Source organism: Streptomyces sp. NPDC056835, from assembly GCF_042789485.1.
Lineage (GTDB): Bacteria > Actinomycetota > Actinomycetes > Streptomycetales > Streptomycetaceae > Streptomyces.
Map to the genome: position 1 here is coordinate 170,215 of NZ_JBHUBB010000012.1, position 21,550 is coordinate 191,764.

Consider the following 21,550-nt stretch of genomic DNA (forward strand, 5'->3'; position numbering starts at 1 on the left):
TGCGCCGGTCCGTCGCTGACGGTCGCCGCGGTCTGCCTTCGGCCGAACGGAGCTGGTCAGCTCAAGATCGCCTGTACGCCAGGCGGCAGCCGCGCTCGTCCCTGAACATCGAGAAATGCTTTGACGCCGACGGTGTCCGCGCGCCGTCGCGCCCAGAACAGGGCCACTTCCCGGAAGGCGGTCGGAGAGTCGATCGTGCGGATGGCCAGTCCTTCGGTGCTGGTGGTCCGCAGTGCGAGACGGTTGATGATGCCGACGCCGAAGGCGGAGCGGACCAGCGCGACCAAGGTGGTCGGCTGATCGGTCAGATACACGATGTCGGCCCGCCCGGACGCCTCGCCGAGCGTGTGGCGCAGATCGAACCCGCCGCCGTCTTCCTCGCTGCCGGCCGGATTGCCGATGAGCGGCCGCTCCTCGATGTCGCCGACGCTGACCGAGGTCTGGCCGGCGAGGGGGTCGTTCTCGCGCATCACGGCGACGATGTCCTCGCGCCAGATCGTGCGATGGCAGAGCGTCGTCTCGTGCATCTTCGGCAGCAGCGGCCGGAACGCGAGGTCGACGGTCCCGTTGACGGCCATCTCCTCCAGTGTCGAGGCGTTCCCCTCGAACAAGTCGACCGTCATGCCCTGGTACTTCGACTTCAGCTCCCGCAGCACCGCGGGCAGGTAGGTCGAGCTGACGCTCGGATAACTGCCGACACTCACATGCGCGACGAAGGTGTCGAGTGTGCTGCGTGCCGCGTCGACGCCGCGCTGCAACTCCAGCAGGGCCGTCATGGCATGCCCACGGAACAGCTCGCCCGCCTCGGTCATGCGAATGGGACGGGCCTTGCGGTCGAAGAGCGTCACCCCAAGGGCATGTTCGAGCGCGGCGATATGGGCGCTGACCCGCGACTGCGACAGGTGCAGTACCAGGGTGGCCGCACCGAACCCGCCTTTGTCGGCCACCGCGAGAAAGCTGCGCAACCAGGCGGTCTGCAGCGACATGGCATCCCGGGGATCGCGGGGAGGCAGGTCGGCGGTGACGTGTGTCGTCCATGCCGGACCCGATATGCCCCGGAGGCGTTCCGTCCTGGGCTCTTTCACGTAGAGGCCCCCTTTCGCGGCTCTGCGGCATCCCCCTCACTACCACCGAGCATGGGCTCCGGCCCGGGGCTTCAACGCCAGTGCGCGGAGGGCGCGTTCACGCACTCGTACTGGTTCCGCCGCCTGCGGATCCGCTGCACGAGCGTAGTGGGCCGTGCGCTCACGCCGCTACGGCGCATCCGCCGCCCCATGGCGTCCGGCAGAGCGGAACTAGGCCCTGTCTTCAAAGTCCCGCCTGCCCGGCGACGCCCGGCACGCACGCTCGCGGCGTTGTCGGGATCGCCCCAGTACATCCAGTACTGGGGCGACCCTCCGCCTTGCGATCGCACGCACCGGCCGCCTCCGAGCCCACCCTCCGGGCGGACGGCGCTACTTTGAAGACAGGACCTAGCGCGGGCCCGGCCGGCACCGGTGACCGTGACCGCCCGTGCGCTCACGCCGCCGTCATCCCGCCGTCCAGGACAAGAGCGGCCCCGTTGACGAATCGGCCGTCCGGGCCCGCGACGAAGGCGACCATGGCCGCGATCTCCTCCGGCGATCCCATCCGGCCGTCGAGCTGCCGTTCTGCCATCGCCTGGCGCGCGGCGACCGGGTCCGGCGCGTTCGCCAGGATCTTCCCGATCCACTCGGTCTCCACGGTGCCTGGACAGATGGCCACGCAGCGAATTCCCTCGCGGGCGTGGTCCACGGCGATCGCGCGGGTGAGTCCGACCAGCCCGGCCTTGGACGCGCAGTACGCCGCGCGGCGGGCCATGCCGACCTGACCGGCCACTGAGGCGATGTTGACGATCACCCCGCTGCGGCGGTCGAGCATCAGCGGCAGCGTCGCCCGTGTGGTGAAGAAGGGCCCGGTGAGGTTCACCGTCAGGACGCGGTTCCAGTCTTCGTCGCTCGTCTCCAGCACCGTCGCGGCCACGCCGATACCGGCCACATTGACGAGCACCTGCGGGGGGCCGACCGTCACCGCGATCTCCCGGGTCACCGCGCCGACCTCCAGTGGGTCGCACAGGTCCACGGTAAGAGGGTGCGCCTGCCCGCCGGCCTCCTGGATCCGCGCACATGTCGTGGCCAGGCCGACGGCGTCCAGGTCCAGCAACGCGACTTCGTAGCCTTCGCGTGCGAGTCGCACGGCGGTGGCGCGCCCGATGCCGGAGGCGGCGCCGGTGACCACGGCGACGGCGCTCATGAGTACGCCGCCCCTGGCAGCGAGCCGTCCATGGCGTACCCGCCGTCGACATCGAGGCAGGCGCCGGTGGTGTAGCGCGCCTCCTCGGACGCGAGGTAGCAGATGGCCGACGCGACCCACTCCGGCGGCGCGATCTCCCGCAGCGGGATCTTCGCCGTCAACGACCTGACGATCTCCGGCGTGTAGATCGGTTCGCTCATCCCGGTCCGGGTGGCGCCCGGGCGTACGCAGTTCACGGTGACGCCGTGGGGAGCCAGTTCGGATGCCATCGTGCGGGTCATCGCCTCGATGCCGCCTTTGGTCGCCGTGTAGGGCGCCGCGTTCGGCTCGGACACCACGGCGTGGACCGATGAGACGTTGACGATGCGGCCCGGCGTGCCGTGGTCCACCATGATGCGGGCGGCGGCCTGGCTCAGGAAGAACACGCCGGTCAGGTTCACCGCGACCACACGGTCCCAGTCGGCCCGGGTGACCTGGAGGAACGGCGCGATGCGCAGAATTCCGGCGACGTTCGCCAGCACGTCGACCCGCTGGAACTCCGCCCGCAGGTAGGTCTCCAGGCGCTGTCCGGCGTCCGGGTCCGCGACGTCCAGGTCGAACAGCCGCAGACGCCCCTTCGACTGGTCCGGCCACGGCTGGGTGTGTTTCAGGTCGACAGCGACGACCGTGGCGCCCTCGTCCAGGAGCCGGATCGCCGTCGCCCGGCCGATGCCGGAGTCGGCGCCGGTGACCACGGCGACCTTCCCGCTGAATCTCATGCCGGCGCCTCTCGTACGGAGTGAAAGAAGGTCGACGGCCGGCCCGGGGTGTCGACGGTGCGCCGCAGCACCGATCCCGACAGGGGCCACTCGGCCAGCTGAGCCTCGGTGAGCCCGATCGACGCCGAGGTGATGTACATGGTGCGAAGGTCCGGCCCACCGAAGACGACGCTCGTCGGACGCAGGACCGGCACGGGCAGTCGCTCGGCGACAGCTCCGTGGGGGGTGAAGCGGCTCACGTGGGCGCCGTCCCAGAAGGCGCACCACACATCGCCGTTCGCGTCCACCCGCAGCCCATCGGGGATGCCCGGTAGCGACGACGTGTCGACGAAGACCTGACGGCCCGTGGCCGCCCCGGACTCGACATCGAAGGCGTACCGGTAGATCACGTCGGCGCGGGAGTCCACGAAGTACATCCAGCGCCCGTCCGGCGACCAATCGATGCCGTTGGGGCAGTAGAAGCCCTGGTCGACCACGGTGTGGGCGCCACTGGCGTCCAGCCGGTAGAGCCGGCCCACAGCACGGGTCTCCCCGTCCTCCAGCGAACCGGTCCAGAACCGACCCGCCGGGTCGACCGATCCGTCGTTGAAACGGCAGGCCGGGCGATCCGCCTCGGGATCGGCGAGGAGGGTACGGTCGCCCGTGCCGACGTCGAGCAGGTGCCAGCCGGTGCGCAGACCGGCCACGAGGACTCGCGGATCGTCGGTGAGACCGAGGCAGCCGACCTGTGCCCCGGCCTCGATCCGCTTGGGCCGGTCGGCGCCGGAGATCTGGGCGAGGACGACCCCGGCGACGATATCCACCCAGTACAGGGTGTCGATGCGCGAGTCCCACAGTGGACCCTCACCAAGGGTGGCCCGCCCGTTCCAGAACACTGATGTCACACTACGGCTCCCATCCGCCACGGCACGATCTCCTCGGTGCCGAATCCGAGTTCCTCGGACTTGCTGGGCGTCCCCGATGCCATGTCTACCAGGGCCTCGAACAGCAGGGTTCCATAACGGAGTTGATCGTCACTCGACATGGCCGAGCCGGCGTCGAAGTCGATATCACCACGCATGCGTTCGTACAGCCGAGTTGTGGTGCTGATCTTGAGGCAGGGAGTGGGCCGCGATCCGAAAACCGACCCACGTCCGGTCGTGAACGCCAGCAGGTTCGCCCCGCCCGCGACCATGCCGGTCGCCGAGACCGGGTCGTATCCCGGAGTGTCCATGAAGGTGAGACCTGGTGCCGTGACCGGCTCCGCGTAGGCGACCACGTCGTTGAGCGGGCTCGTACCGCCCTTGAGAACCGCCCCCAGTGACTTCTCCCAGATGGTGGTGATGCCGCCGGCGCGATTGCCCACGGACGGGTTGTTGTCCAACTCGGCGCCGTTACGCGCCGTGTACGCCTGCCACCAGGCGATCAGTTCGTCGATACGGCGGCCGACCGGAGGATTGACGGCCCGCCTGCGCAGCAGGTGCTCGGCGCCGTAGATCTCGGGGGTCTCACCGAGGATGACCCGGCCACCGGCGGCGACCAGAAGATCGGCCGCCACTCCGAGGGCCGGGTTGGCGGTCAGGCCCGAGTACGCGTCGCTCCCGCCGCACTGCAGCCCCAGCGTCAGCTCCGCGATCGGAATGGGCACCCGCTCAAGGCCGGCGATCCGCGCGGCCATCGCCTCGACGCGGTCCAGCGCGGCGTTGACGGTGGCGGCCGTCCCGCCCAGGTCCTGGATGACGAGCGTTTCGACGGCGAGGGCGTCGCCGAAGATGTTCTCGGGCTGGTTGATCTCGCAGCCCAGGCTGACCATCAGGACTCCGGCGATGTTCGCGTGCCCGGCGTAGCCGCGCAGGGTGCGGCGCAGGATGTCGTCCCCGGCGGTGCCCTCGGCCATGCCGCAGCCCAGATCGTGCGTGAGGGCGATGACCCCGTCCACACTCGGCGCCGCGATGCGGGCGTTGGCGGTTTGGGCGATCATACGGGCGACGGTCGACGAACAGTTGACGGTCGGAAGCACGGCGATATAGCTGCGGGTCGCGGCCCGACCGTCCGCTCTGCGGTAGCCGAGGAAATGGTCACGCGTCGGGGCAGTCGGCGAAGTCCACACCGGCGTCCCGGCGGGAGGAGCCGCGACACCGACGCTGTGCGGCCCGACGCCGAGGTTGTGCAGGTGCACGTGGGCACCGGGCGGAATGTCCCGCAGCGCCACGCCGATCACCTCACCGTACTTGTGCACCGGCGCGCTCTCCGCCACGGCCCGCACGGCGACCTTGTGTCCCGCCGGGATGTCGTCGATCGCGGCGACCGTCCCGCCGGAGACCTGGATCGGCGTTCCGCGCTTGACGTCGCCCCGAACGAGCCCGACGTCGTCCGCTCCGTCCCGCGGAACCAGCGGCACGACGACCTCGGTCGGTGTCGACGCGGTCATGCGAGATCCAACGGGACTGTCGTGATGTCGCTGCGGTGCTCCTTCAGCACCACAACGTCCGGCCGCGAGCCTCGCGCGAATAGTGTCCGTCGAACATCACTCACTCATGCGCTCCGATCAACGAGCAAAGGCACCGGGAACATTTCGACGCGGCCGCCCTGGAAGGGTTCACTTAGGGACGCGGAGACCTGAGGCGGCATCGCCGTAGAACCCAACCTAGAACGGCGGGCGTCGCACGACGAAGCGCGAGTAACAGGACGACGTCATCCGGAATTCGGATGACCACGGGGCGCAGAAGGCCGGAGCCCCGGCGAGCCGGCCACAGCCGGCCGAGACCGCTGTGAAACCGGGCGGTGGATCCGGGCCGAGCTTTGCCATTCGTCACACGGATCGGCGCGTTCCGAAATACGCGATCGACGCGCTCAGGAAGCGCCGCTACGTTCATGTCCACGTTGTTAACGGCGCGTTGCCGCCCACGTCGGGCCGCGTCCGGCCATTCTCGCGCGCCAAGCCGGAGAGGAAGCCATGCCACGCTCCCACCCCACCGCACCCCCGCCTGCCCGCACCCGCCTCGGCCGCCGCGTCGTCACCTGGCTGCTGGCCGCACTGGCCGTACTGGTCCTGGTGCCGCTCAAGACGGTGTCCGACGCGTCACCGGCCGCCGCCGCCGACGCCAGGCTCGACCCCGGTCAGTTCCAAGGCGTGCACTGGTCCCGCCTCGGAGACAACTTCACCTTCGACCGGCTCGTGCTGCAGGGGCTGTCCCCGAACGACGACTACAACTCCGCCAGGAACAAGGCCGACGGGATGTTCACCGCGTTCCAGAGCTCCCTGGGCGCCAACACCGTCCGGCTGCCGATGAACCCCGCCACCGCGAGCTGGAACACGTACAACGCCGTCATCGACTCCGCGACCGCCAAGGGCTTCAAGGTCCTCCTGTCCTACTGGTCGGAGGACGGCAGCAACAAGATCACGGACAGCTACCTGCCCACCTGGAACCGGATGTGGGACACGGTCATAGCCAGGTACCTGTCCAACCCCTTGGTCTACTTCGACCCGATGAACGAGCCTGTCGGTTTCACCACCGCCGAGTGGCTGAACTTCGCCGCCAATTGGGTCACCCGCGCGAGTGCGGCCGGCCTCCCGAGGGACCGGATGTTCATCGAGGGCGCCCAGATCGACGGAGGCGGCTGGGGATCCGACCTGAGGCCGCTGTGCAACGACTCCCGCTTCAACGGGGTCTACCTCGCGATGCACCGCTACGCCTTTCCCTATGAGGCGCGGACCTACGAATACTGGGTCAACGACATCAAGACCCTCATGGGCAATTGCACCGACCGCACCGTCATCGAGGAGTTCGGCGCCGACGCCGACAACGGCATCAACTACGACGCCACCCCCAGCGCCACGACCCCCAAGGAAGTCGCGTTCCTGCGCGCCATCACCGACGTCATCCACGACTACGGCCTGGGCGCGATCTGGTGCCACGGAATCGGAGGGAGGACCACGAGCCCGGACCACGACTCGCTGAACATCCTCCGGCTCTTCAGCGCGTTCGACGGCGGCACCCAGAATCTGCCGCTGTGGGAGCCGAACCCCACGGCCGTCAACCGCCTCCTGTACGCCTTCGGTACATCCCGTTCGAGCACGACCCGGCTGCGCAACGTCGGCTACGACGCGTGTCTCGACGTCCCCGGCGCGTCCCACGCCAACGATGTCCGGCTCCAGGTCTCGACCTGCGGGAACGGCGACAACCAACGATGGACCCGCATGTCCAACGGACAGATCGGCGTCTACAACGGGACGAAATGTCTGGACGCGTTCGGTTTCGGCAAGACCAACGGCACCCCTGTCGTCAGCCATGACTGCACGGGCAACTCCAACCAGCGGTGGTACTTCTTCTCCGACGGGACGGTCCGCGGAGTCGACTCCCGCCTCTGCCTGGACGCCGACCTGGCCGGCCGCCAGAACGTCCAGCTCTGGTCCTGCGGGAACGGCAACAACCAGAAATGGCAGCTCCTCTGACGGGAAACCTCGCCGGACACACGTGGGCCGGTCACGGACAACGTGAACCGTGACCGGCGGCACGCCTCCCGTGCAGCCCCTCTCCAGGCGAACCCAACGCTCAACGTGTGACCGGAACTTCAAGGAGGGATCATGTCCGACCACCGCGGATGGACCGGCGGCCTCGGCGCCCGCCGCCCGCTCAGCGCGACGGCCAGGGCCGAGTCACCGGCGTGCGCCGCCCCCGCCGCCGTGATCGCGAGCCACCCACGATGAGCCCGGCGACCGCGATCGCGGTCGGCCGCGTGTCGAAATCATTCGGCGGTGTCGCAGCCGTGAAGGACGTCTCGTTCACCGTGGCGAGTGGCGAAGTCGTCGCCCTGGCCGGGGAGAACGGCGCCGGCAAGTCCACCATCAAGAACATCATCAGCGGGAACGTGCGCCCCGACTCCGGCCACGTCACCTTCGGCGGCACGATCGCCACCGCGCGGGCGGGCAGGGCGAAGCGTTCCGGCGTGGCTACGGTGCATCAGGAGACCAGCCTCTTCCCGGATCTCACAGTCGCCGAGAACATTCTGATCGGCCGTCTCGGATCCCGGACCATGATGGTCAGGCCCCGACGCCTGCGGAGCGCCGCCGCTCGCATTCTGCAGCGTGTCGGCGCCGGCTTCGGCCCGGAAGCGATCGTGCGCGATCTGTCCGCCGGGCAGCGTCAACTGGTCGAAATCGCCAAGGCATTGGCGTCCGAGCCGCGTGCCATCGTGTTCGACGAGCCGACCGCTTCGCTGAACCTCGCCGAGCGCGAGCTGATCATGCGGATCATCAAGCGGCTGAGCGGCGACGGGGTCGCGGTCCTGTACATCACGCACTACCTCGAAGAGATCGAGAGACTCAGTCAGCGCGTCGTGGTCATGCGCGACGGGCGCGTCGTGGCGGACCGGCCGACGAGCGAACTCGGCCGTGCCACGCTTGAGTCGCTCATGGTGGGACGCGAACTCGCGCAGGGCTACCCGGCCCTCCCCCGGCCCCGGTCCGAGATCACTGTGTCGGTACGTGACGTGAGCGACAACGCCCGCGTCAGTGATATCTCGTTCGACATCGCCCGAGGGGAGATCTTCGGGCTCGCCGGGCTGATGGGGTCGGGGCGCACCGAGGTCGCCCGGGCGATAGCCGGACTCGCCGGCAGGACCGGGCGGATCGAGGTGGACGGGCGCCGGCTGCGGCGCGGCGACGTACGCGCCTCCATTCGAGCCGGCATCGCGTTCGTCACCGAGGACCGCCGGCACGAGGGACTGTTTCTCGACCGGCCGATTCGGGAGAGCCTGTCCATGGTCGATCTCGGCTCGGTATGCCGCTCCCGGCCGATCGGATGGCTCGACAACAGCGCCGAACGCCGTCTCGCCGGGGAACTCGCCGGCACGGTGGGCCTGGTCGCCCGCGGCGGCTTGAACGCGGTCGGTGGCTCGCTGAGCGGCGGCAATCAGCAGAAGGTGGTGCTGGGCAAGTGGCTGAGCCGGCAGCCCCGCCTGATCATTCTCGATGAACCCACCCGGGGCATCGACGTGGGCGCCAAGGCGGAGATCTACCGCCTTCTCGTCGATCTGGCCGAGGCCGGTTCGTCGATCCTGCTCATCAGCTCGGAGATGGAGGAGGTGCTCGGGCTGAGCCATCGTGTCGGCGTCATGCACGACGGCCGGCTGGCCGGCGTCCTCAACCGGTCGCAGGCGACGCGGGAGGCCGTCATCCGCCTCGCCACAGGCGGTGTCCGATGAGGCCGCGGGCAACGGCGTACAGCCGGCTTCGCGCGGCGATGCGGCGGCAGCCGCTGCTGCCGGTCCTGGTGGTTCTGCTGATCGTGCCGGCAGGTCTCTACGACGGATTCGCCACGACGGCGAACTTCCGCAATATCGCCGTCCAGGCGAGCCCTTTGATCATCGCCGCGGTCGGCGCGACGTACGTGATCATCACCGCGGGGATCGATCTCTCCGTCGGCTCCATGCTCTTCCTGGCCGCCGCCGTCGAGTCCAGCCGCGCGCTGAGCGGTGAACCGGCCGGTACCGTGTTCGTCGCCGTCGGCGCGGCAGGGCTGCTCATGGGCCTGCTCAATGGCGCGGCGGTCGCGCTCACCCGCGTACCGGCGCTCATCGTCACCCTCGCCACCATGCAGGTGTACCGCGGCCTGGGTGGTCATATCACCGGCCAGCAGGACATCAACCTTCCCGCCGGTCTGCGGGGCATCGGCACCGGGACCCTGCTCGGCGTGCCCGCGCCGGTCTGGCTCGCGGTGCTGGCGGCACTCGGCGGGGGCTTGGTGTTCAGCCGGACCGTGTTCGGCAGATACGTCCAGGCGGTGGGATCCCACCGCGACGCGGCCCTCGACGCAGGCATCCCCGTCAGAACGGTGACCGCCGCGGTCTTCGCACTGGCCGGGCTGCTGACCGCCCTCGCCGCCCTCACGCAGACCGCCCGTCTCGGTACCGTCCAGCCTTCCATCGGCCAGGGCTACGAGTTGACGGTCATCACGGCCGTGGTACTGGGCGGTACCAGCCTGTTCGGAGGCCGGGGAAGCATCACCGGGACCGTGCTCGGCGCCCTCGTACTCGCGACCGCCCAGACCGGCCTGGTCTTCTCCGGAGCATCACCCTATGTCTTCGACATCGTCCGCGGCGGTGTCCTGCTCGTCGCTGTCATCGCCGCCGGGGTGCGGTGGCGGAATCTCGCCCGGACCGTGCGACCGGCCGGTCGCTCTTCGGCGCCCTCGGACGAGGGCCGGACGGTGGCGACGGCCTGAGCCGGCGGGACCCATTCGTAAGGAGTCAAAATGAAACCGTTCGCAGTCATTCGATGTGCGGCCGCGCTCACCGCGTCCTCGCTCGTTCTCGCCGGATGCGGTTCATCGACGAACTCGGGAGGATCGAAGAACTCCGGCAAGGTCACGATCGGGGTGAGTTTCGATCTGCTCAACGCGATCCGTCAGGCGGAGAGATCAGCGATCGAGAAGTCGGCCGAGGCGGCCGGGTACGAGGTCGTCTTCAGCGTCGCGGACAAGGACGCGCAGAAGCAGACCTCCCAGATCCAGGACATGATCCATACCCGCCAGGTCGACGCGGTGATCGCGATCGCTCAGGACGGACAGCAGATCGCCTCCTCGATCGCCCTGGCGAAGGCCCGTAAGGTCCCGTTCATCGCGGTCGACCGCGCGGTCGCGGACACGGCGGACACCACGTTCCAGATCACCGGGGACCCGGTGACCGACGGCACGTTGGCCGCCGCGGAATTCACCGGGGCCGCCAGGACCGAACCGTTGAAGGTCCTTGAGTTGTTGGGTGCGCTGACCGACCAGAACGCGATCGGCCGCCGGGACGGTTTCAACGCCGCGCTCAAAGGCAGCCCCAAGGTCACCGTCGTCAGCCGGGTCCCCACCAACTGGGACCCGTCAGAGGCCCTGGACGCGACCTCCAACGCTCTGCAGAAGAACCCCTCGATCAACGCGATCTTCGTTCCGTCGGACTTCCTCCTGCCTTCCGTGCAGTCCGCTCTCACCTCGGCCGGGCGGCTGGCCCCGGTCGGCGATCCCGAGCACGTGTTCGTCGTGACCATCGACGGCGACCAGAACGGCTGCGAGGCCGTTCGGCAGAAAACCATCGACGCCGACATCGCCACCCCCGTCGGCGAGTTCGGCGAGCAGGCGGTCGGGGCGATCGCCACGGCCCTGGAGGGCAAGACCGTCGCGCCCCGGACCGTCCGGAGCAAGGGCCTCCCCCTCAACCAGGCCAACCACGCCACCACCAGCGCGCGGGTGTGGGGCTGTGGCGCCTGAATCCTCCCGCGGGGATGGCCTCGCCCAGGCACCCTCGCCCGCGCGCCCTGCCCTCGCCGCCACGACCGTCCGGCGGCCGACCCGCATGCCATGGCTTCTCGATCCGGCCCATCGGCCCGGCTGGTTGGCCGACCTTTCGATGCTGCCCGCGTTGGTCCTGCTGATCGCCGTCCTGAGCCTCGTCACCGATGGCCTGCTGACGCCGTCGAACATCACCAACGTGTTCAGCCAGTCGGCGGTGGTCGCGATAGCGGCGATCGGCGCGACATTCGTGATTCTGACCGGCGGCATCGATCTGTCCACCGGAAGCGTGATCGGTGCGAGTGGTGTCGCCGGCGCCTGGATCATCACCACTACCGAAAGCGTCCCTGCGGGTGTCGTCGCAGGGCTGATGACCGGAACCGCGATCGGACTGGTGGTAGGAGTCATCGTCTCAAGACTGCCCGTGGTGCCGTTCGCCGTGACCCTCGCGGCCCTGTACGTCGTGAGCGGCGGCACCACGCTGCTCAGCCACGGCAGTACGATCGCCCCGATGCCTCCCGGTTTCATCAGCTTCGGCATCGCTGGTCCGGGCGGCGTTCCGTACGCCGTATGGCTGGCCGTCGGGCTGTACGTCATCGCACAACTCGCCTTGACGCGCACCGCGTGGGGCCGCCGCGTCGTGCACGTAGGAGCGAACGTCGAGGTCGCTCGTATCGGTGGCGTCGATGTCGCCCGCACCAAGACGAGCGTCTATGCCGTAGGCGGCCTGTCCTCGGCGATGGCAGGCATCGTCCTGACCTCCGGACTCGCCGGAGCGGGCGCGAGCATGGGCAGCCCGTTGTTGCTGAACGTCGTCGGCGCCGTCGTCCTGGGCGGCACCAGTCTGTCCGGCGGGCGAGGCAGCATGCTGCGCACCGGCATCGGCGTTCTCTTCCTGGGGTTTCTCTCCAATGGGATGAGCCTGCTCGGCCTGCCTTCGTACGAACAGCAGATCGTCACCGGCGTCCTCATCTTCGTGGCCGCATCCGCTGACGGACTACCGCGCCGGCTGAGGAGACGCGCTTGACGGACCCCGACTCGTGGGATGCGGAATGTGTGCCTGCCTGGGAAGGCGGAGAACCGCGTCGGGCAGGATGGGTTCCCATGACGGGTGGGAGAGATCAGCTCACAGAGCTGCTGCGACACGCGGGACTGGAAGTTGTGGGGGGCCGCCGGACCGAGGAGGTACTGCCGCCCCGAGCCGCTTGGCGACCGGTCGTTTCGGGCGACGCCAAGCCGACCGCGGCCGTCCGAGAGGACCTGCCCGACCTGGTCGCCGAGCTCAACGCACAGTGGCACCGGCTCGCGGCCGGCAACGGGATCATCGGCGAGGACGGCGAATTCCTCATCGATGTCGCCGGCAACTGGACAGGCTGTGCGCCCAGGCGCTGGACACGAGTGCGGCTCATTGGTCAGTGGGACCTCGCCGGAGTCCTCGGCGAGCGGCCCGGGCAGCCGGAGTTCGTCACCCTCGCGACAGACGGCAGCACCCTGATCGGAGTGACGACCGAGGAGGACGAGATCTGGTTCACCCTGTTGGACCACCTCGGGGAGCACCAGGAGGCAGCCGCTCACTCGGCGGCCCAGGAGACCCCTCGGGAGCGGGAAGCCGCTTGGGCGGCACTGCTTCAGGGACCGGGGCCTTCGGCGAGGCTGCGCGAGAGGTGGGCGCACGGGCTGGCCCTCAACCCGGCCACACCCGATGACCTCCGCGCCCGCCTCCTGGGCCTGTCGCACTTCCTCCTGTGGCGCCCACTGCCGACGGCGGTCGTCGAGGCGGCCATAGTGCACCCGGAGTGGAAGCTGCGGCAGCTGCTGGCCGAGGCCCAGCCGAACATCACCGCCGAGCAGTGGGCCCGTCTGATCCTGGGCGAACAGGAATCCCGGCACCGGTGGATCCTCACCATGCTCGCGGCAGACCGGCGAGCCGAACTCACCGACGCGGCCTACGCGCGGCTCGCCGCGGACTCGTCCGCAAAGGTCCGCGACGAGGCTGCCCGCCTTCCCGGACTGCCCGTACGGATGCTCACCGCCCTGGCCGCCGACGTCGACCCGTCCGTACGGGCCTCGGCCTGCCGGAGGGCCTGGCCACATCTGGACAGTGCGGCCCGGCTCGCGCTCCTCAGCGACCCCTACGGCAAGGTCCGCGTCGAAGCGCTCCTCGCGTACCACGAAGACCACCCGATGCCCCTGTCGGTCTTCGATGCCGAGGGACTCCAAGACCGCGCGGCGCAGACCTGTCGCCTGGAGCGCGGCCTCGCCGAACACCTGGCCCGTCACACCGATCCAGCCCGGCGCCGTGCGCTCGCGGGCAACCCGCGTCTTGACCCGGACCTGGTCGTCCTCCTCGCCCAGGACCCCGACAAGCGCGTCCGCTTCGAGGTCTCCAAGCGCCCTGATCTCACCGAGGAGCAGCGAGCGGACATCAGCATCGACTTCGATCCGCGTATCCACCACTACCCGCTCGACTGGGTCATGGAGCTGCACGACGATCACGGCGCCATGCGCCGCTTGGCCGTCTCCTCCCACCCCCTCGTGCGCAGGAGTGTCGCGCGGGCCAGGCGACTCCCGCCGGACGTCGTCGAACGCCTCGCCCGGGACGAGGACCGTGTCGTACAGCTCTTCCTCGCGGAATCCTGTGACGACGCCCCCGCTGACATGCTGCTGAGGGTGTGGCAGTGGTGGACCGGCAGCCTCAGCGCCCCCGATCGCCCTCACGGCCACCCGAACTTCCCCCGCCGCGACCTGCTCCGCTACGCCGACGACCCGAACCCGCGGATGCGCCAACTGGCCCTGGACGACCCGGAGTCGACGACCGAGCTGGTCGAGCGGTTCGGCCGGGACAGCAATGAGGAAGTTCGACACCGGGCCGCGAACGACCCCCGGCTGACACCCGCGTCGGCCGTACGGCTGCTCGACGACCCGCACGAACGTGTGCGCCACGCGGCTGCCCGGCACCCCCAACTGCCGGCGCGGGTGCTGATCCGGCTGCTTCGGGACACCGATACCGCGCAAGCCGCGGCCCGGCACCCGGCGTTGCCCATCCCCGTCATGGAACAGATGCTCCAGCGGATCCAGCCTCCGGCCGGCGCCACGCCGGAGCCATGAGCCGGCAGGCCGGTCAGGGCGCCGCGGCCAGGGATGGGGCACTGCGCACTGGCGCCATCCCCGCTCGGCGGGCGAGCAACCCGGGCGGTACGACAGCGATGCGGGTGAGAGACCGGCTGGACGGGCTGTGGTGCGATGAGGACTTCGCGGGCCGGTACCCGCGCGACGGACGCCCCGGCGTCTCGCCCCGGGGACGGAGCGACAACGAACACCTCGACAGCGGTGCCGTCGGCGGCCGGGGCCGTCCGCGTGCGCCGGCCGTCAGCCCTTGACGGTGAATCCCGCCCGCAGCAGCGATTCGTCACGGGACGACGGACCGACCAGGAGCTCGAAGGCACCGGCCTCGACGAGACGCTCGCCTTGCGCGTCCACGAGCGTGCATGCGGCGACCGGTAGATCGATCAGGACCTCACGCGACTCCCCCGGCGCGAGCGACACCTGCTGATACGCCTTCAGCTCCTTCTCCGCCCATGTCACCGAGGTGACGGTGTCGCTGATGTACACCTGCACGGTCTCCAGGACGGGGCGCGTGCCCGTGTTGGAGACCGTGAGCCGTGCGTGGACCGAGTCGCCCGTTCCGAGCTCCGCGGTGGGGATCTCCAGGTCCGCGTACTCGACGGTCGTGTAGCTCAGGCCCTCACCGAAGACGAAGGCCGGGCTCTGCGTCAGATCCGCGTAGCGGCCGCCGTGCTGGCCACGCACCTGGTTGTAGTACGTGGGCTGTTGCCCGGCGTGGCGGGCGAAGGAGATCGGCAGACGGCCGGTCGGCTCGACGAGGCCGAGGATCAGCTCGGCGACCGCCCGTCCGCCAAGCATGCCGGGATTGGAGGCGTACACGATCGCCGCGGCGTTGTGCGCGGACGGCGGCAGGACCAGTGGCTTGGAGCTGATGACTACGACCACCAGCGGCTTGCCGGTCAGGGCGAGTGCGTCGAGGAGGGCGACCTGCCCCCCGACCAGCTCCAGAGTCGCCGTCGACTTGCCCTCACCGATCAGTTCGATACGGTCGCCCACGACGGCGACGACGTAGTCCGCGGCCTCCGCGTGCGCCACGGCTTCGGCGATCAGCGTCTCGGAGGGCTCCGCGGGGACGACGACCGTGGGGCGGGGCTGCCCGTCGGGGAAGAACGCGCCCTCCGGGTCGGCGCCGACGGTGAGGATGTCCGCGCCGCGGGCGTGCGACACGCTCCAGCCCTCGGGGACATGCGCGCGAAACCCTTCGAGCACCGTCGTGATCATCGCGCGCGGCTGGCCGTCGGGGAGCCAGTCGGCCTGGCCGGAGGAGCCGGCCCAGTCACCGAGCTGGGTCTGGGCGTCGTCGGCGTTGGGACCGATGACGGCGACCGTACAAGGCGCGATCGCCGCGTCGGCGACGGCCCGGCCTTCGGTACCCGCCTCGAATCCCCCCGCGAGGGGCAGGGTGCCGTCGTTGGTGAGCAGGACGAGCGAGCGACGGGCCGTCTCCAGGTTCAGGGCGGCGTGCCCCGCGCTGCCGATCACCTCGGCCTGGCGGGCGGGGTCGGGACGGCGCGGCTCCTCGAAGAGCCCGAGTTCGAACTTGAGGGTCAGGACGCGGCGGACCGCTTCGTCGATCTCCGACTCGTCGAGCGTGCCACGCTCGACCGCCTCCTGCGCCCCGTCGAAGAACTTCGGTGTCGTCATCACCATGTCGTTGCCCGCGCGGACCGCTGCCGCCGCAGCCTGTGTGTAGTCGCTGTGGATCCGCTGCTCCCACACCATGCGGCCGACGTTGTCCCAGTCGGTCACGAGCGTGCCTGTGTAACCCCACTCGCCACGCAGCACGTCGTTGAGCAGCCAGTTGTTGACCGTGATCGGAACACCGTCCATGGACTGGTAACCGAGCATGAACGTACGGCATCCTTCGCGGGCCACGCGTTCGAAGGGAGGCAGGAACCAGGAGCGCAGCTTGCGCCGCGAGATGTCGGCCTCGCTGGCGTCCCGGCCGCCCTGGGTCTCCGAGTATCCCGCGAAGTGCTTGGCGCAGGCGAGGATCGCTGTCGGGTCGGAGAGCCCGTCGCCCTGGTAGCCGCGGACCATGGCGGAGGCCAGCTCGCCGATGAGGAAGGGGTCCTCGCCGAAGGTCTCGCTGATCCTGCCCCATCGCAGGTCCCGTGCGATGCACAGCACAGGTGAGAACGTCCAGTGGACCCCGGTCGCCGCCACCTCCACCGCCGTCGCCCTGGCGACCCGCTCGACAAGGGCCGGGTCCCAGGTCGCGGCCATGCCCAGCTGAGTCGGGTAGATCGTCGCGCCCTCCCAGAAGGAGTGTCCGTGGATACAGTCCTCGGCCACCAGCAACGGGATGCGCAGCCGCGACCGATCGGTGAGTTCGGCCGCTTCGAGAACGCGTTCGGGCGAGGCGTGGAGGATGGAACCCGCGTGCATGTCCGCGACGAGGTGTACGCCCTCCTTGGCATTCAACTGCAGCATCTGGCCGACCTTCTCGGGCAGCGTCATACGGCCGACAAGGTCGTCGACCCGCTCGGTGACAGTCAGAGCGGGGTCGAGATAGGGCGGAGAGGATGACACAGGAATTTCCTTTCACAGCTTTCGGTGAGACGCGCGGGGACGGTCCCGCGAGCGGAGCGGTGTCGGAGGGATCCTCCCCCACGCCGACGGCCGTGCGAGGCGCCCGGTCCGGGCGACGAGCGACCGCCGGGGTACGGGAGCGCCCTGGGCGGCCGCGGCGACAGACCATACGCCTGATGCCCGGAGACAGGACACGGGTAGGAACTTCCGGGCGGGCGCGCGGCGGGCCGGGGCAAGGGGTGCGTATCAGAGCCGGGAGCGGCATGCGGCCACAAGTCCGAGGTCCTGTCCTCAAAGTAGCGCCGTCCGCCCGGAGGGCGGGCTCGGCAGCGTCCGGTGCGCACGCACGCTCGCGGCGTTGTCGGGATCACGCCGCCGAGCAGACGGGACTTCGAAGACAGGGCCTGGCCCACGGCGTACCGGGAGCTAGCCCACGGCGTACCGGGAGCGGCCCATGATGGCGATGCCGACGGTCGCCACAAGGCCGTACAGGGCCGGTGCGAGGAACACGTGCGGCAGCCCGAACAGACCCACGCCGAGACTGCCCGTCAGCCCGCCCAGGGCGCTGGCGATGGCGGTGGAGCTCATGAAGACGGCCGAGGCGGTCGCGACGGCTTCGGGCAGCAGCCGTTGGGCGACGATGATTCCCAGGGCGGCGAAGACACCCCACACCCCGCCCATGAGTATCTGTCCGGCGAACATGCCGACCGCGCTGCCGGTCAGGGCAAAGCAGAGGTTCGCTCCTACGCCGAAGGCGGCGGCGAAGACCATCAGGCGCATCATGCCGATCCGGCGTGCGACGATCACGGCCACCGGCATCAGGATCAGTTCTATGAAGGGCTGGATGCCGATCACCGCGCCACTGACCGCCGTCGGCAGGTGCATGTCGTTGTGCATGTAGATCGTCAAGTAGCCGTACTTGATCGGCTCTCCCGCGTAGACGAGCACATACAGTCCGGTGAAGGCGAGCAGGGGCAGCATGGCCCGCGTTCCCGGGCGCTCGGCCGGCGTCCGCGGCTGTGGTGTGGCCGTGCTCGTGGCGTCACGTCGTGCCGATCGGGTGCTCGCGAAGCTCATGGGGACGATCTGCGCGAGGGTGCACAGCCCGGTGGCCACGAACATCGCGCGCGGTCCGGCGGCGGTGGCCAGCAGCGCGCCTGCGACCGGGCCTACGATCCATCCGGCCGTCAGCGCCATGCGCACGATCGAGACGATCCCGTCACCGACGGGGCTGGCGGTGGCCTGCAAGTCGTCGTGGACCGCGGCGAACAACTGTGACCCGGCCGCACCGGAGAAGGCCAGGACCACCGTACCGATCACGAACGGCATCCACACCTGGTCCGACAGGGCCATGGCGGACCAGCCGAGGAATCCCGTCAGGGCGCACAGCCGGAAGAGCCCGAGCCGTCTCCCCGTACGGTCCGAGCGTGCGCCGATGAGGTATCCGGCGACCGGGGCGGTGATGCTCGTGAGGTAGTACAGGCCGGCCGTGGTCAGCGAGACGTGCAGTTCGTCCACGAGGAACAGGGTGATCTGCGGCGCGGCGGCCGAAGCACCCAGCCCGGACAGGAACAGCGCGAGGGTCGCCCCGCGGTAGAGCGGTGAGTTCCACACCGTGCGCATCGCGGACGGAGTGGCCGCGACGCCGTCGGCCGCGAGTGCTCGTGACAAAGCAGGCCCCCCGGGAGATCAAGCACAAGAGGTCACACACCATATCTTCGAACAGTCAGAACATCAATGATGTTCGCAAGACCGCATTTAGATCAGGCCCCTTGTTTGCTTTGGGCGCAAGGGCAACAGCGTCTCCCTCGTGATCGTGAGGTGAGTCAGCCGTTCCCCGGCCACTGCGGCTTCTCGCGCGGTGCGATCGCCTTGCGCGGGCGTTCTGCGTTTTCGTCAGTTCGCCGGGGTGATGAACGCGGTGACGGCCGTGAGGGTTTGTTCGCCGGTGGGGATGTCGAAGTGGCGCGCCCGGTCGATGGACAGCAGTTCCGTGTTGGGGATCGTCCGCGCGAGCATCGTGGACGGGCCGGCCTCGTCGTCACTTCCCTGAACCAGCAGGGTGGGGGAAGTGACGACCGTGAGGGCTTCGCGCGTGCAAAAGCGCTTCTTCGTTTCGAGGTACGCCGCCACCGCGTTGCGGTCGTTTCCGGAGTCCGCCACCATGGCGCGCATCGCGATCGCCATCGGATTGTCCGCAGGCGCCTCATCCGCACGGAGAATGGCGATCATGGGAGCCTGCATCACCGGAGTGTGCAACCCCTGGGTGAGCACCGAGTCCGCGGCGCCCAGCAGTGCGACGCGGTGAAAGAGCTCCGGCCGCTCGGTTGCCGCGGTCAGTACGGCCCAGGCACCGACAGAGAATCCGACGGTGTCGATCGAGCCGTGTTTCGTGGCGAGTTCGAGCAGGGTGTCGACGGGGTCGCGGTGGGGGTTGTCCGTTTCGGTGCCGTGCCCGGGCAGGTCCAGGCCGATGACCGTGCGGCCCGCGGCCTCGAAGGCGTCAATCCATCCGGCAGTGCGCCACAGCGCTTCCGTGTTCGTGGCGATCCCATGGACCAGGACGACGGGACGGCCGGAGGGAGAGTCGGAGGGAGTTCCTGTGGTCATGGCTTTGGCTCCTTCGCGCGTGGGTGGAACCCGCGCCGCGGCACGGGTGTCGTGGGTATCTGTTGGCGGCGGTGCGGACGAGGGCAGTTGTGAGCCTCGCCATCAAGGAGGTCTTGACCAGCCGCCGGCCACGTCGGGCCGCGAAACCCCATGCCGGGCAGGACGGATGCCGGGGCCGGGCCGGTGGGGTTGTGTGGTGTGGGGGCGTGGGAGGGGTGTTATCCGTTGGCGTTGGCGGTGGGGGACCATGCGGCAGTGTTGTCGGGTGGGGTCAGTTCGGCCGGGTGGGCTTGTTCGGTGCGGTTGCGCTGGGTGTACATGTCCCAGTAGTGCTGGGCGAGTTCGTCGGGGTGGACGGTGGGGATGTGGCCGCCGACACCTTTGGTGTCGCCGGTCCGGGCGCGTTGGGCGGCTTCGCTGCCGCTGACGAGGGAGGCGATGGTGAGGGTGCCGGCGTAGACGCCGGTGTCTTTGAGTTCGCCGTTGAGGGAGTGGATGTAGTTGCGGGCGGCGGCGGCGAGGGGGCCGGGGCCGCTCATGTACGGCAATGGTTGTACGGCGGTGTAGCCGGTGGTCATCAGGAGGGCGCCGTCTCCGCGTTCGGTCATCTCCGGGAGTACGGTGCGGAAGAGTTCCACGGGGGTGAGCAGCAGGAGCCGCGAGAACTCCTCGACTGTGGCGGCGTCGAGCTGGGTGGCGGGGGTGAAGGCCATGTCGCCGGCGATCGGCCCGTACTCGACGACGTCGATCCGTCCGAAGCGCGCGCGGATGGCGTCGACCAGGGCCGGGGCTTGCGCGGGGAGCGACAGGTCGCCGGGGAATGCCGCGGCCTCGATACCTTCCGCGGTGAGCCGCGCGACGAGGGTGTCCAGCCGGTCTTCGCGGCGGGCGACCAGGGCGACCCGGAATCCCTCGCGGCCGAAGCGGCGGGCCAGGGACACTCCGAGGCCGGTACCGGCACCGAAGACAGCGATCACTTTCGACATATGGTTTCCCCTCGCGGATATCTTGACCCTTGGGTCGACTTCCGTTCGATCGTAACACGCATCTTGACCGTGGGGTCAAGTTACGCCTGAAGGGCAGTCCGCGATCCGGAGGGGGGCGCCGACGGCCTCGACTGACACCCCGTCGCGTTGACTCATCTCACGTACGCCAGATATTTTTCTGAGATCTGAGAGAGGCGGCGTGCGATGAGCGAGCGGCGGCGGTCCATCCTCCCGGCCGAGGCAAGGCATGACAGCCCCGCGCCACGGCTCTCGCTCACCGAGCAGGTCTACCGGCGCCTGAAGGAGGACATCCTCGAAGCCCACTGCGGTCCGGGCCAGTTGCTCCTGGAACCGGAGCTGGCGAACCGGTACGGCGTGTCCAAGACGCCGGTACGCGAGGCGCTGCGGCTGCTCGTGCAGGAGGACTGGGTCACGGTCATGCCCCGCAAGGGCTACATCGTGCGTCCAGTCCGCCTTGAGGACATCCGCGAGGTGTTCGAGATCCGCCACATGCTGGAGCCGGCGATGGCGGCCACGGCCGCCACCCGGCACACCGAGGCCGACCTCGAACAGCTCGCGAACCTGTGCGCCGAGCAGTCGCGGACCGGACGGAATCTCGCGTCACCGCTGCAGGCGGCACGCTCGTTCCACACCCGGGTGGCGGCCGTCACCGGCAACCAGCGCGCCACCACCGTCCTGGAAGGTCAGCTCGACGAGGTGCGGCGGCTGCACCACCTCATGCCGGACGCGGAAAGCCATCTGACGTCCGGTGTGGAGCTGACGGCCCACCACGATCTGCTCGCCGCCATCCGCGACGGCGATCCCGACAAGGCCCGCCGCCTCATGAGCGGGCACCTCACCGAGGTGGCCGGCGCGATGGTCGACGCGTTCGTGGGCATGCGCCGGTAGACAAATCAGTCCGCGGATTCCCCACGAGCCCGTCGGGTCAACGGGCAGCCCACTCCGCACCCACCCGCGCGCGATGAAATATATCTGTAAGACTCCATTGACA

Annotated in this window: 18 protein-coding genes; 9 read left to right on the forward strand and 9 right to left on the reverse strand. The window is 69.3% G+C overall.

Annotation, left to right across the window (positions count from 1 at the left end):
- Positions 1-56: 56 nt before the first annotated feature.
- From ACFRMN_RS16395 to ACFRMN_RS16415, 5 genes are all read right to left on the reverse strand, one after another.
- On the reverse strand, positions 57-986 hold the full coding sequence (locus ACFRMN_RS16395; protein ID WP_383019473.1) for a LysR family transcriptional regulator: 930 nt from the start codon (positions 984-986) through the stop codon (positions 57-59).
- 532 nt (positions 987-1,518) lie between these two features.
- Positions 1,519-2,271 carry an SDR family NAD(P)-dependent oxidoreductase gene (locus tag ACFRMN_RS16400; protein ID WP_383019476.1) on the reverse strand — a complete coding sequence of 251 codons (753 nt, stop codon included), beginning with the start codon at positions 2,269-2,271 and terminating at the stop codon, positions 1,519-1,521.
- Positions 2,268-3,029, reverse strand: a complete 762-nt coding sequence (locus ACFRMN_RS16405) for an SDR family NAD(P)-dependent oxidoreductase (RefSeq protein WP_383019479.1) — start codon at positions 3,027-3,029, stop codon at positions 2,268-2,270. The genes ACFRMN_RS16400 and ACFRMN_RS16405 overlap by 4 nt, the downstream gene beginning before the upstream one ends.
- Positions 3,026-3,913 (reverse strand): SMP-30/gluconolactonase/LRE family protein, encoded by an 888-nt coding sequence (locus ACFRMN_RS16410; RefSeq protein WP_383019481.1) that lies wholly within the window; start codon positions 3,911-3,913, stop codon positions 3,026-3,028. Before ACFRMN_RS16410 ends, ACFRMN_RS16405 begins: the two co-directional genes overlap by 4 nt.
- Complete coding sequence (locus ACFRMN_RS16415; protein ID WP_383019484.1) at positions 3,910-5,439, reverse strand: UxaA family hydrolase; 1,530 nt, start codon at positions 5,437-5,439, stop codon at positions 3,910-3,912. Before ACFRMN_RS16415 ends, ACFRMN_RS16410 begins: the two co-directional genes overlap by 4 nt.
- A gap of 525 nt (positions 5,440-5,964) precedes the next feature.
- On the opposite strand from ACFRMN_RS16415, the gene ACFRMN_RS16420 reads away from it, so the two are divergent.
- From ACFRMN_RS16420 to ACFRMN_RS16455, 8 genes are all read left to right on the forward strand, one after another.
- Positions 5,965-7,464 (forward strand): ricin-type beta-trefoil lectin domain protein, encoded by a 1,500-nt coding sequence (locus tag ACFRMN_RS16420; RefSeq protein ID WP_383019486.1) that lies wholly within the window; start codon positions 5,965-5,967, stop codon positions 7,462-7,464.
- A gap of 132 nt (positions 7,465-7,596) precedes the next feature.
- On the forward strand, positions 7,597-7,719 hold the full coding sequence (locus tag ACFRMN_RS16425; protein WP_383019489.1) for a hypothetical protein: 123 nt from the start codon (positions 7,597-7,599) through the stop codon (positions 7,717-7,719).
- Positions 7,716-9,215, forward strand: coding sequence for a sugar ABC transporter ATP-binding protein (locus ACFRMN_RS16430; protein ID WP_383019492.1), 1,500 nt, complete (start codon positions 7,716-7,718; stop codon positions 9,213-9,215). The genes ACFRMN_RS16425 and ACFRMN_RS16430 overlap by 4 nt, the downstream gene beginning before the upstream one ends.
- Positions 9,212-10,234 (forward strand): ABC transporter permease, encoded by a 1,023-nt coding sequence (locus ACFRMN_RS16435; protein ID WP_383019495.1) that lies wholly within the window; start codon positions 9,212-9,214, stop codon positions 10,232-10,234. Before ACFRMN_RS16430 ends, ACFRMN_RS16435 begins: the two co-directional genes overlap by 4 nt.
- A 30-nt stretch (positions 10,235-10,264) precedes the next feature.
- Positions 10,265-11,263, forward strand: a complete 999-nt coding sequence (locus tag ACFRMN_RS16440) for a sugar ABC transporter substrate-binding protein (RefSeq protein WP_383019497.1) — start codon at positions 10,265-10,267, stop codon at positions 11,261-11,263.
- Complete coding sequence (locus ACFRMN_RS16445) at positions 11,253-12,311, forward strand: ABC transporter permease (RefSeq protein WP_383019500.1); 1,059 nt, start codon at positions 11,253-11,255, stop codon at positions 12,309-12,311. Before ACFRMN_RS16440 ends, ACFRMN_RS16445 begins: the two co-directional genes overlap by 11 nt.
- A 77-nt stretch (positions 12,312-12,388) precedes the next feature.
- Positions 12,389-14,392, forward strand: coding sequence for a HEAT repeat domain-containing protein (locus tag ACFRMN_RS16450; protein ID WP_383019503.1), 2,004 nt, complete (start codon positions 12,389-12,391; stop codon positions 14,390-14,392).
- Positions 14,389-14,664, forward strand: a complete 276-nt coding sequence (locus ACFRMN_RS16455; RefSeq protein WP_383019506.1) for a hypothetical protein — start codon at positions 14,389-14,391, stop codon at positions 14,662-14,664. Before ACFRMN_RS16450 ends, ACFRMN_RS16455 begins: the two co-directional genes overlap by 4 nt.
- Here ACFRMN_RS16455 and ACFRMN_RS16460 read toward each other — a convergent pair.
- The 4 genes from ACFRMN_RS16460 to ACFRMN_RS16475 all read right to left on the reverse strand — a co-directional run bounded on the left by ACFRMN_RS16460 (position 14,654) and on the right by ACFRMN_RS16475 (position 20,538).
- On the reverse strand, positions 14,654-16,942 hold the full coding sequence (locus ACFRMN_RS16460; RefSeq protein ID WP_383019509.1) for a glycoside hydrolase family 3 N-terminal domain-containing protein: 2,289 nt from the start codon (positions 16,940-16,942) through the stop codon (positions 14,654-14,656). The genes ACFRMN_RS16455 and ACFRMN_RS16460 overlap by 11 nt on opposite strands.
- Positions 16,943-17,368: 426 nt before the next feature.
- Positions 17,369-18,613: an MFS transporter gene (locus ACFRMN_RS16465; protein WP_383019511.1), complete on the reverse strand. Its 1,245-nt coding sequence runs from the start codon at positions 18,611-18,613 to the stop codon at positions 17,369-17,371.
- Between the two features lie 225 nt (positions 18,614-18,838).
- A complete protein-coding gene (locus ACFRMN_RS16470) occupies positions 18,839-19,552 on the reverse strand; it encodes an alpha/beta fold hydrolase (protein WP_383019514.1) in 714 nt (237 codons plus the stop codon).
- A 218-nt stretch (positions 19,553-19,770) separates the two neighbouring features.
- Positions 19,771-20,538, reverse strand: coding sequence for an SDR family NAD(P)-dependent oxidoreductase (locus ACFRMN_RS16475; RefSeq protein WP_383019517.1), 768 nt, complete (start codon positions 20,536-20,538; stop codon positions 19,771-19,773).
- 204 nt (positions 20,539-20,742) lie between these two features.
- Between ACFRMN_RS16475 and ACFRMN_RS16480 the strand changes: the two genes are divergently transcribed.
- Complete coding sequence (locus ACFRMN_RS16480) at positions 20,743-21,447, forward strand: GntR family transcriptional regulator (protein ID WP_383019520.1); 705 nt, start codon at positions 20,743-20,745, stop codon at positions 21,445-21,447.
- Positions 21,448-21,550: the final 103 nt, after the last annotated feature.

What these genes read in the sequence shown, in the direction of transcription:
- ACFRMN_RS16470 (WP_383019514.1), bottom strand. Translation starts at nt 19,552, where the DNA reads ATGACCACAGGAACTCCCTCCGACTCTCCCTCCGGCCGTCCCGTCGTC.
- ACFRMN_RS16400 (WP_383019476.1), bottom strand. Translation starts at nt 2,271, where the DNA reads ATGAGCGCCGTCGCCGTGGTCACCGGCGCCGCCTCCGGCATCGGGCGC.
- ACFRMN_RS16455 (WP_383019506.1), top strand. Translation starts at nt 14,389, where the DNA reads ATGAGCCGGCAGGCCGGTCAGGGCGCCGCGGCCAGGGATGGGGCACTG.
- ACFRMN_RS16405 (WP_383019479.1), bottom strand. Translation starts at nt 3,029, where the DNA reads ATGAGATTCAGCGGGAAGGTCGCCGTGGTCACCGGCGCCGACTCCGGC.
- ACFRMN_RS16450 (WP_383019503.1), top strand. Translation starts at nt 12,389, where the DNA reads ATGACGGGTGGGAGAGATCAGCTCACAGAGCTGCTGCGACACGCGGGA.
- ACFRMN_RS16395 (WP_383019473.1), bottom strand. Translation starts at nt 986, where the DNA reads ATGTCGCTGCAGACCGCCTGGTTGCGCAGCTTTCTCGCGGTGGCCGAC.
- ACFRMN_RS16440 (WP_383019497.1), top strand. Translation starts at nt 10,265, where the DNA reads ATGAAACCGTTCGCAGTCATTCGATGTGCGGCCGCGCTCACCGCGTCC.
- ACFRMN_RS16415 (WP_383019484.1), bottom strand. Translation starts at nt 5,439, where the DNA reads ATGACCGCGTCGACACCGACCGAGGTCGTCGTGCCGCTGGTTCCGCGG.
- ACFRMN_RS16475 (WP_383019517.1), bottom strand. Translation starts at nt 20,538, where the DNA reads ATGTCGAAAGTGATCGCTGTCTTCGGTGCCGGTACCGGCCTCGGAGTG.
- ACFRMN_RS16480 (WP_383019520.1), top strand. Translation starts at nt 20,743, where the DNA reads ATGAGCGAGCGGCGGCGGTCCATCCTCCCGGCCGAGGCAAGGCATGAC.
- ACFRMN_RS16420 (WP_383019486.1), top strand. Translation starts at nt 5,965, where the DNA reads ATGCCACGCTCCCACCCCACCGCACCCCCGCCTGCCCGCACCCGCCTC.
- ACFRMN_RS16430 (WP_383019492.1), top strand. Translation starts at nt 7,716, where the DNA reads ATGAGCCCGGCGACCGCGATCGCGGTCGGCCGCGTGTCGAAATCATTC.
- ACFRMN_RS16435 (WP_383019495.1), top strand. Translation starts at nt 9,212, where the DNA reads ATGAGGCCGCGGGCAACGGCGTACAGCCGGCTTCGCGCGGCGATGCGG.
- ACFRMN_RS16425 (WP_383019489.1), top strand. Translation starts at nt 7,597, where the DNA reads ATGTCCGACCACCGCGGATGGACCGGCGGCCTCGGCGCCCGCCGCCCG.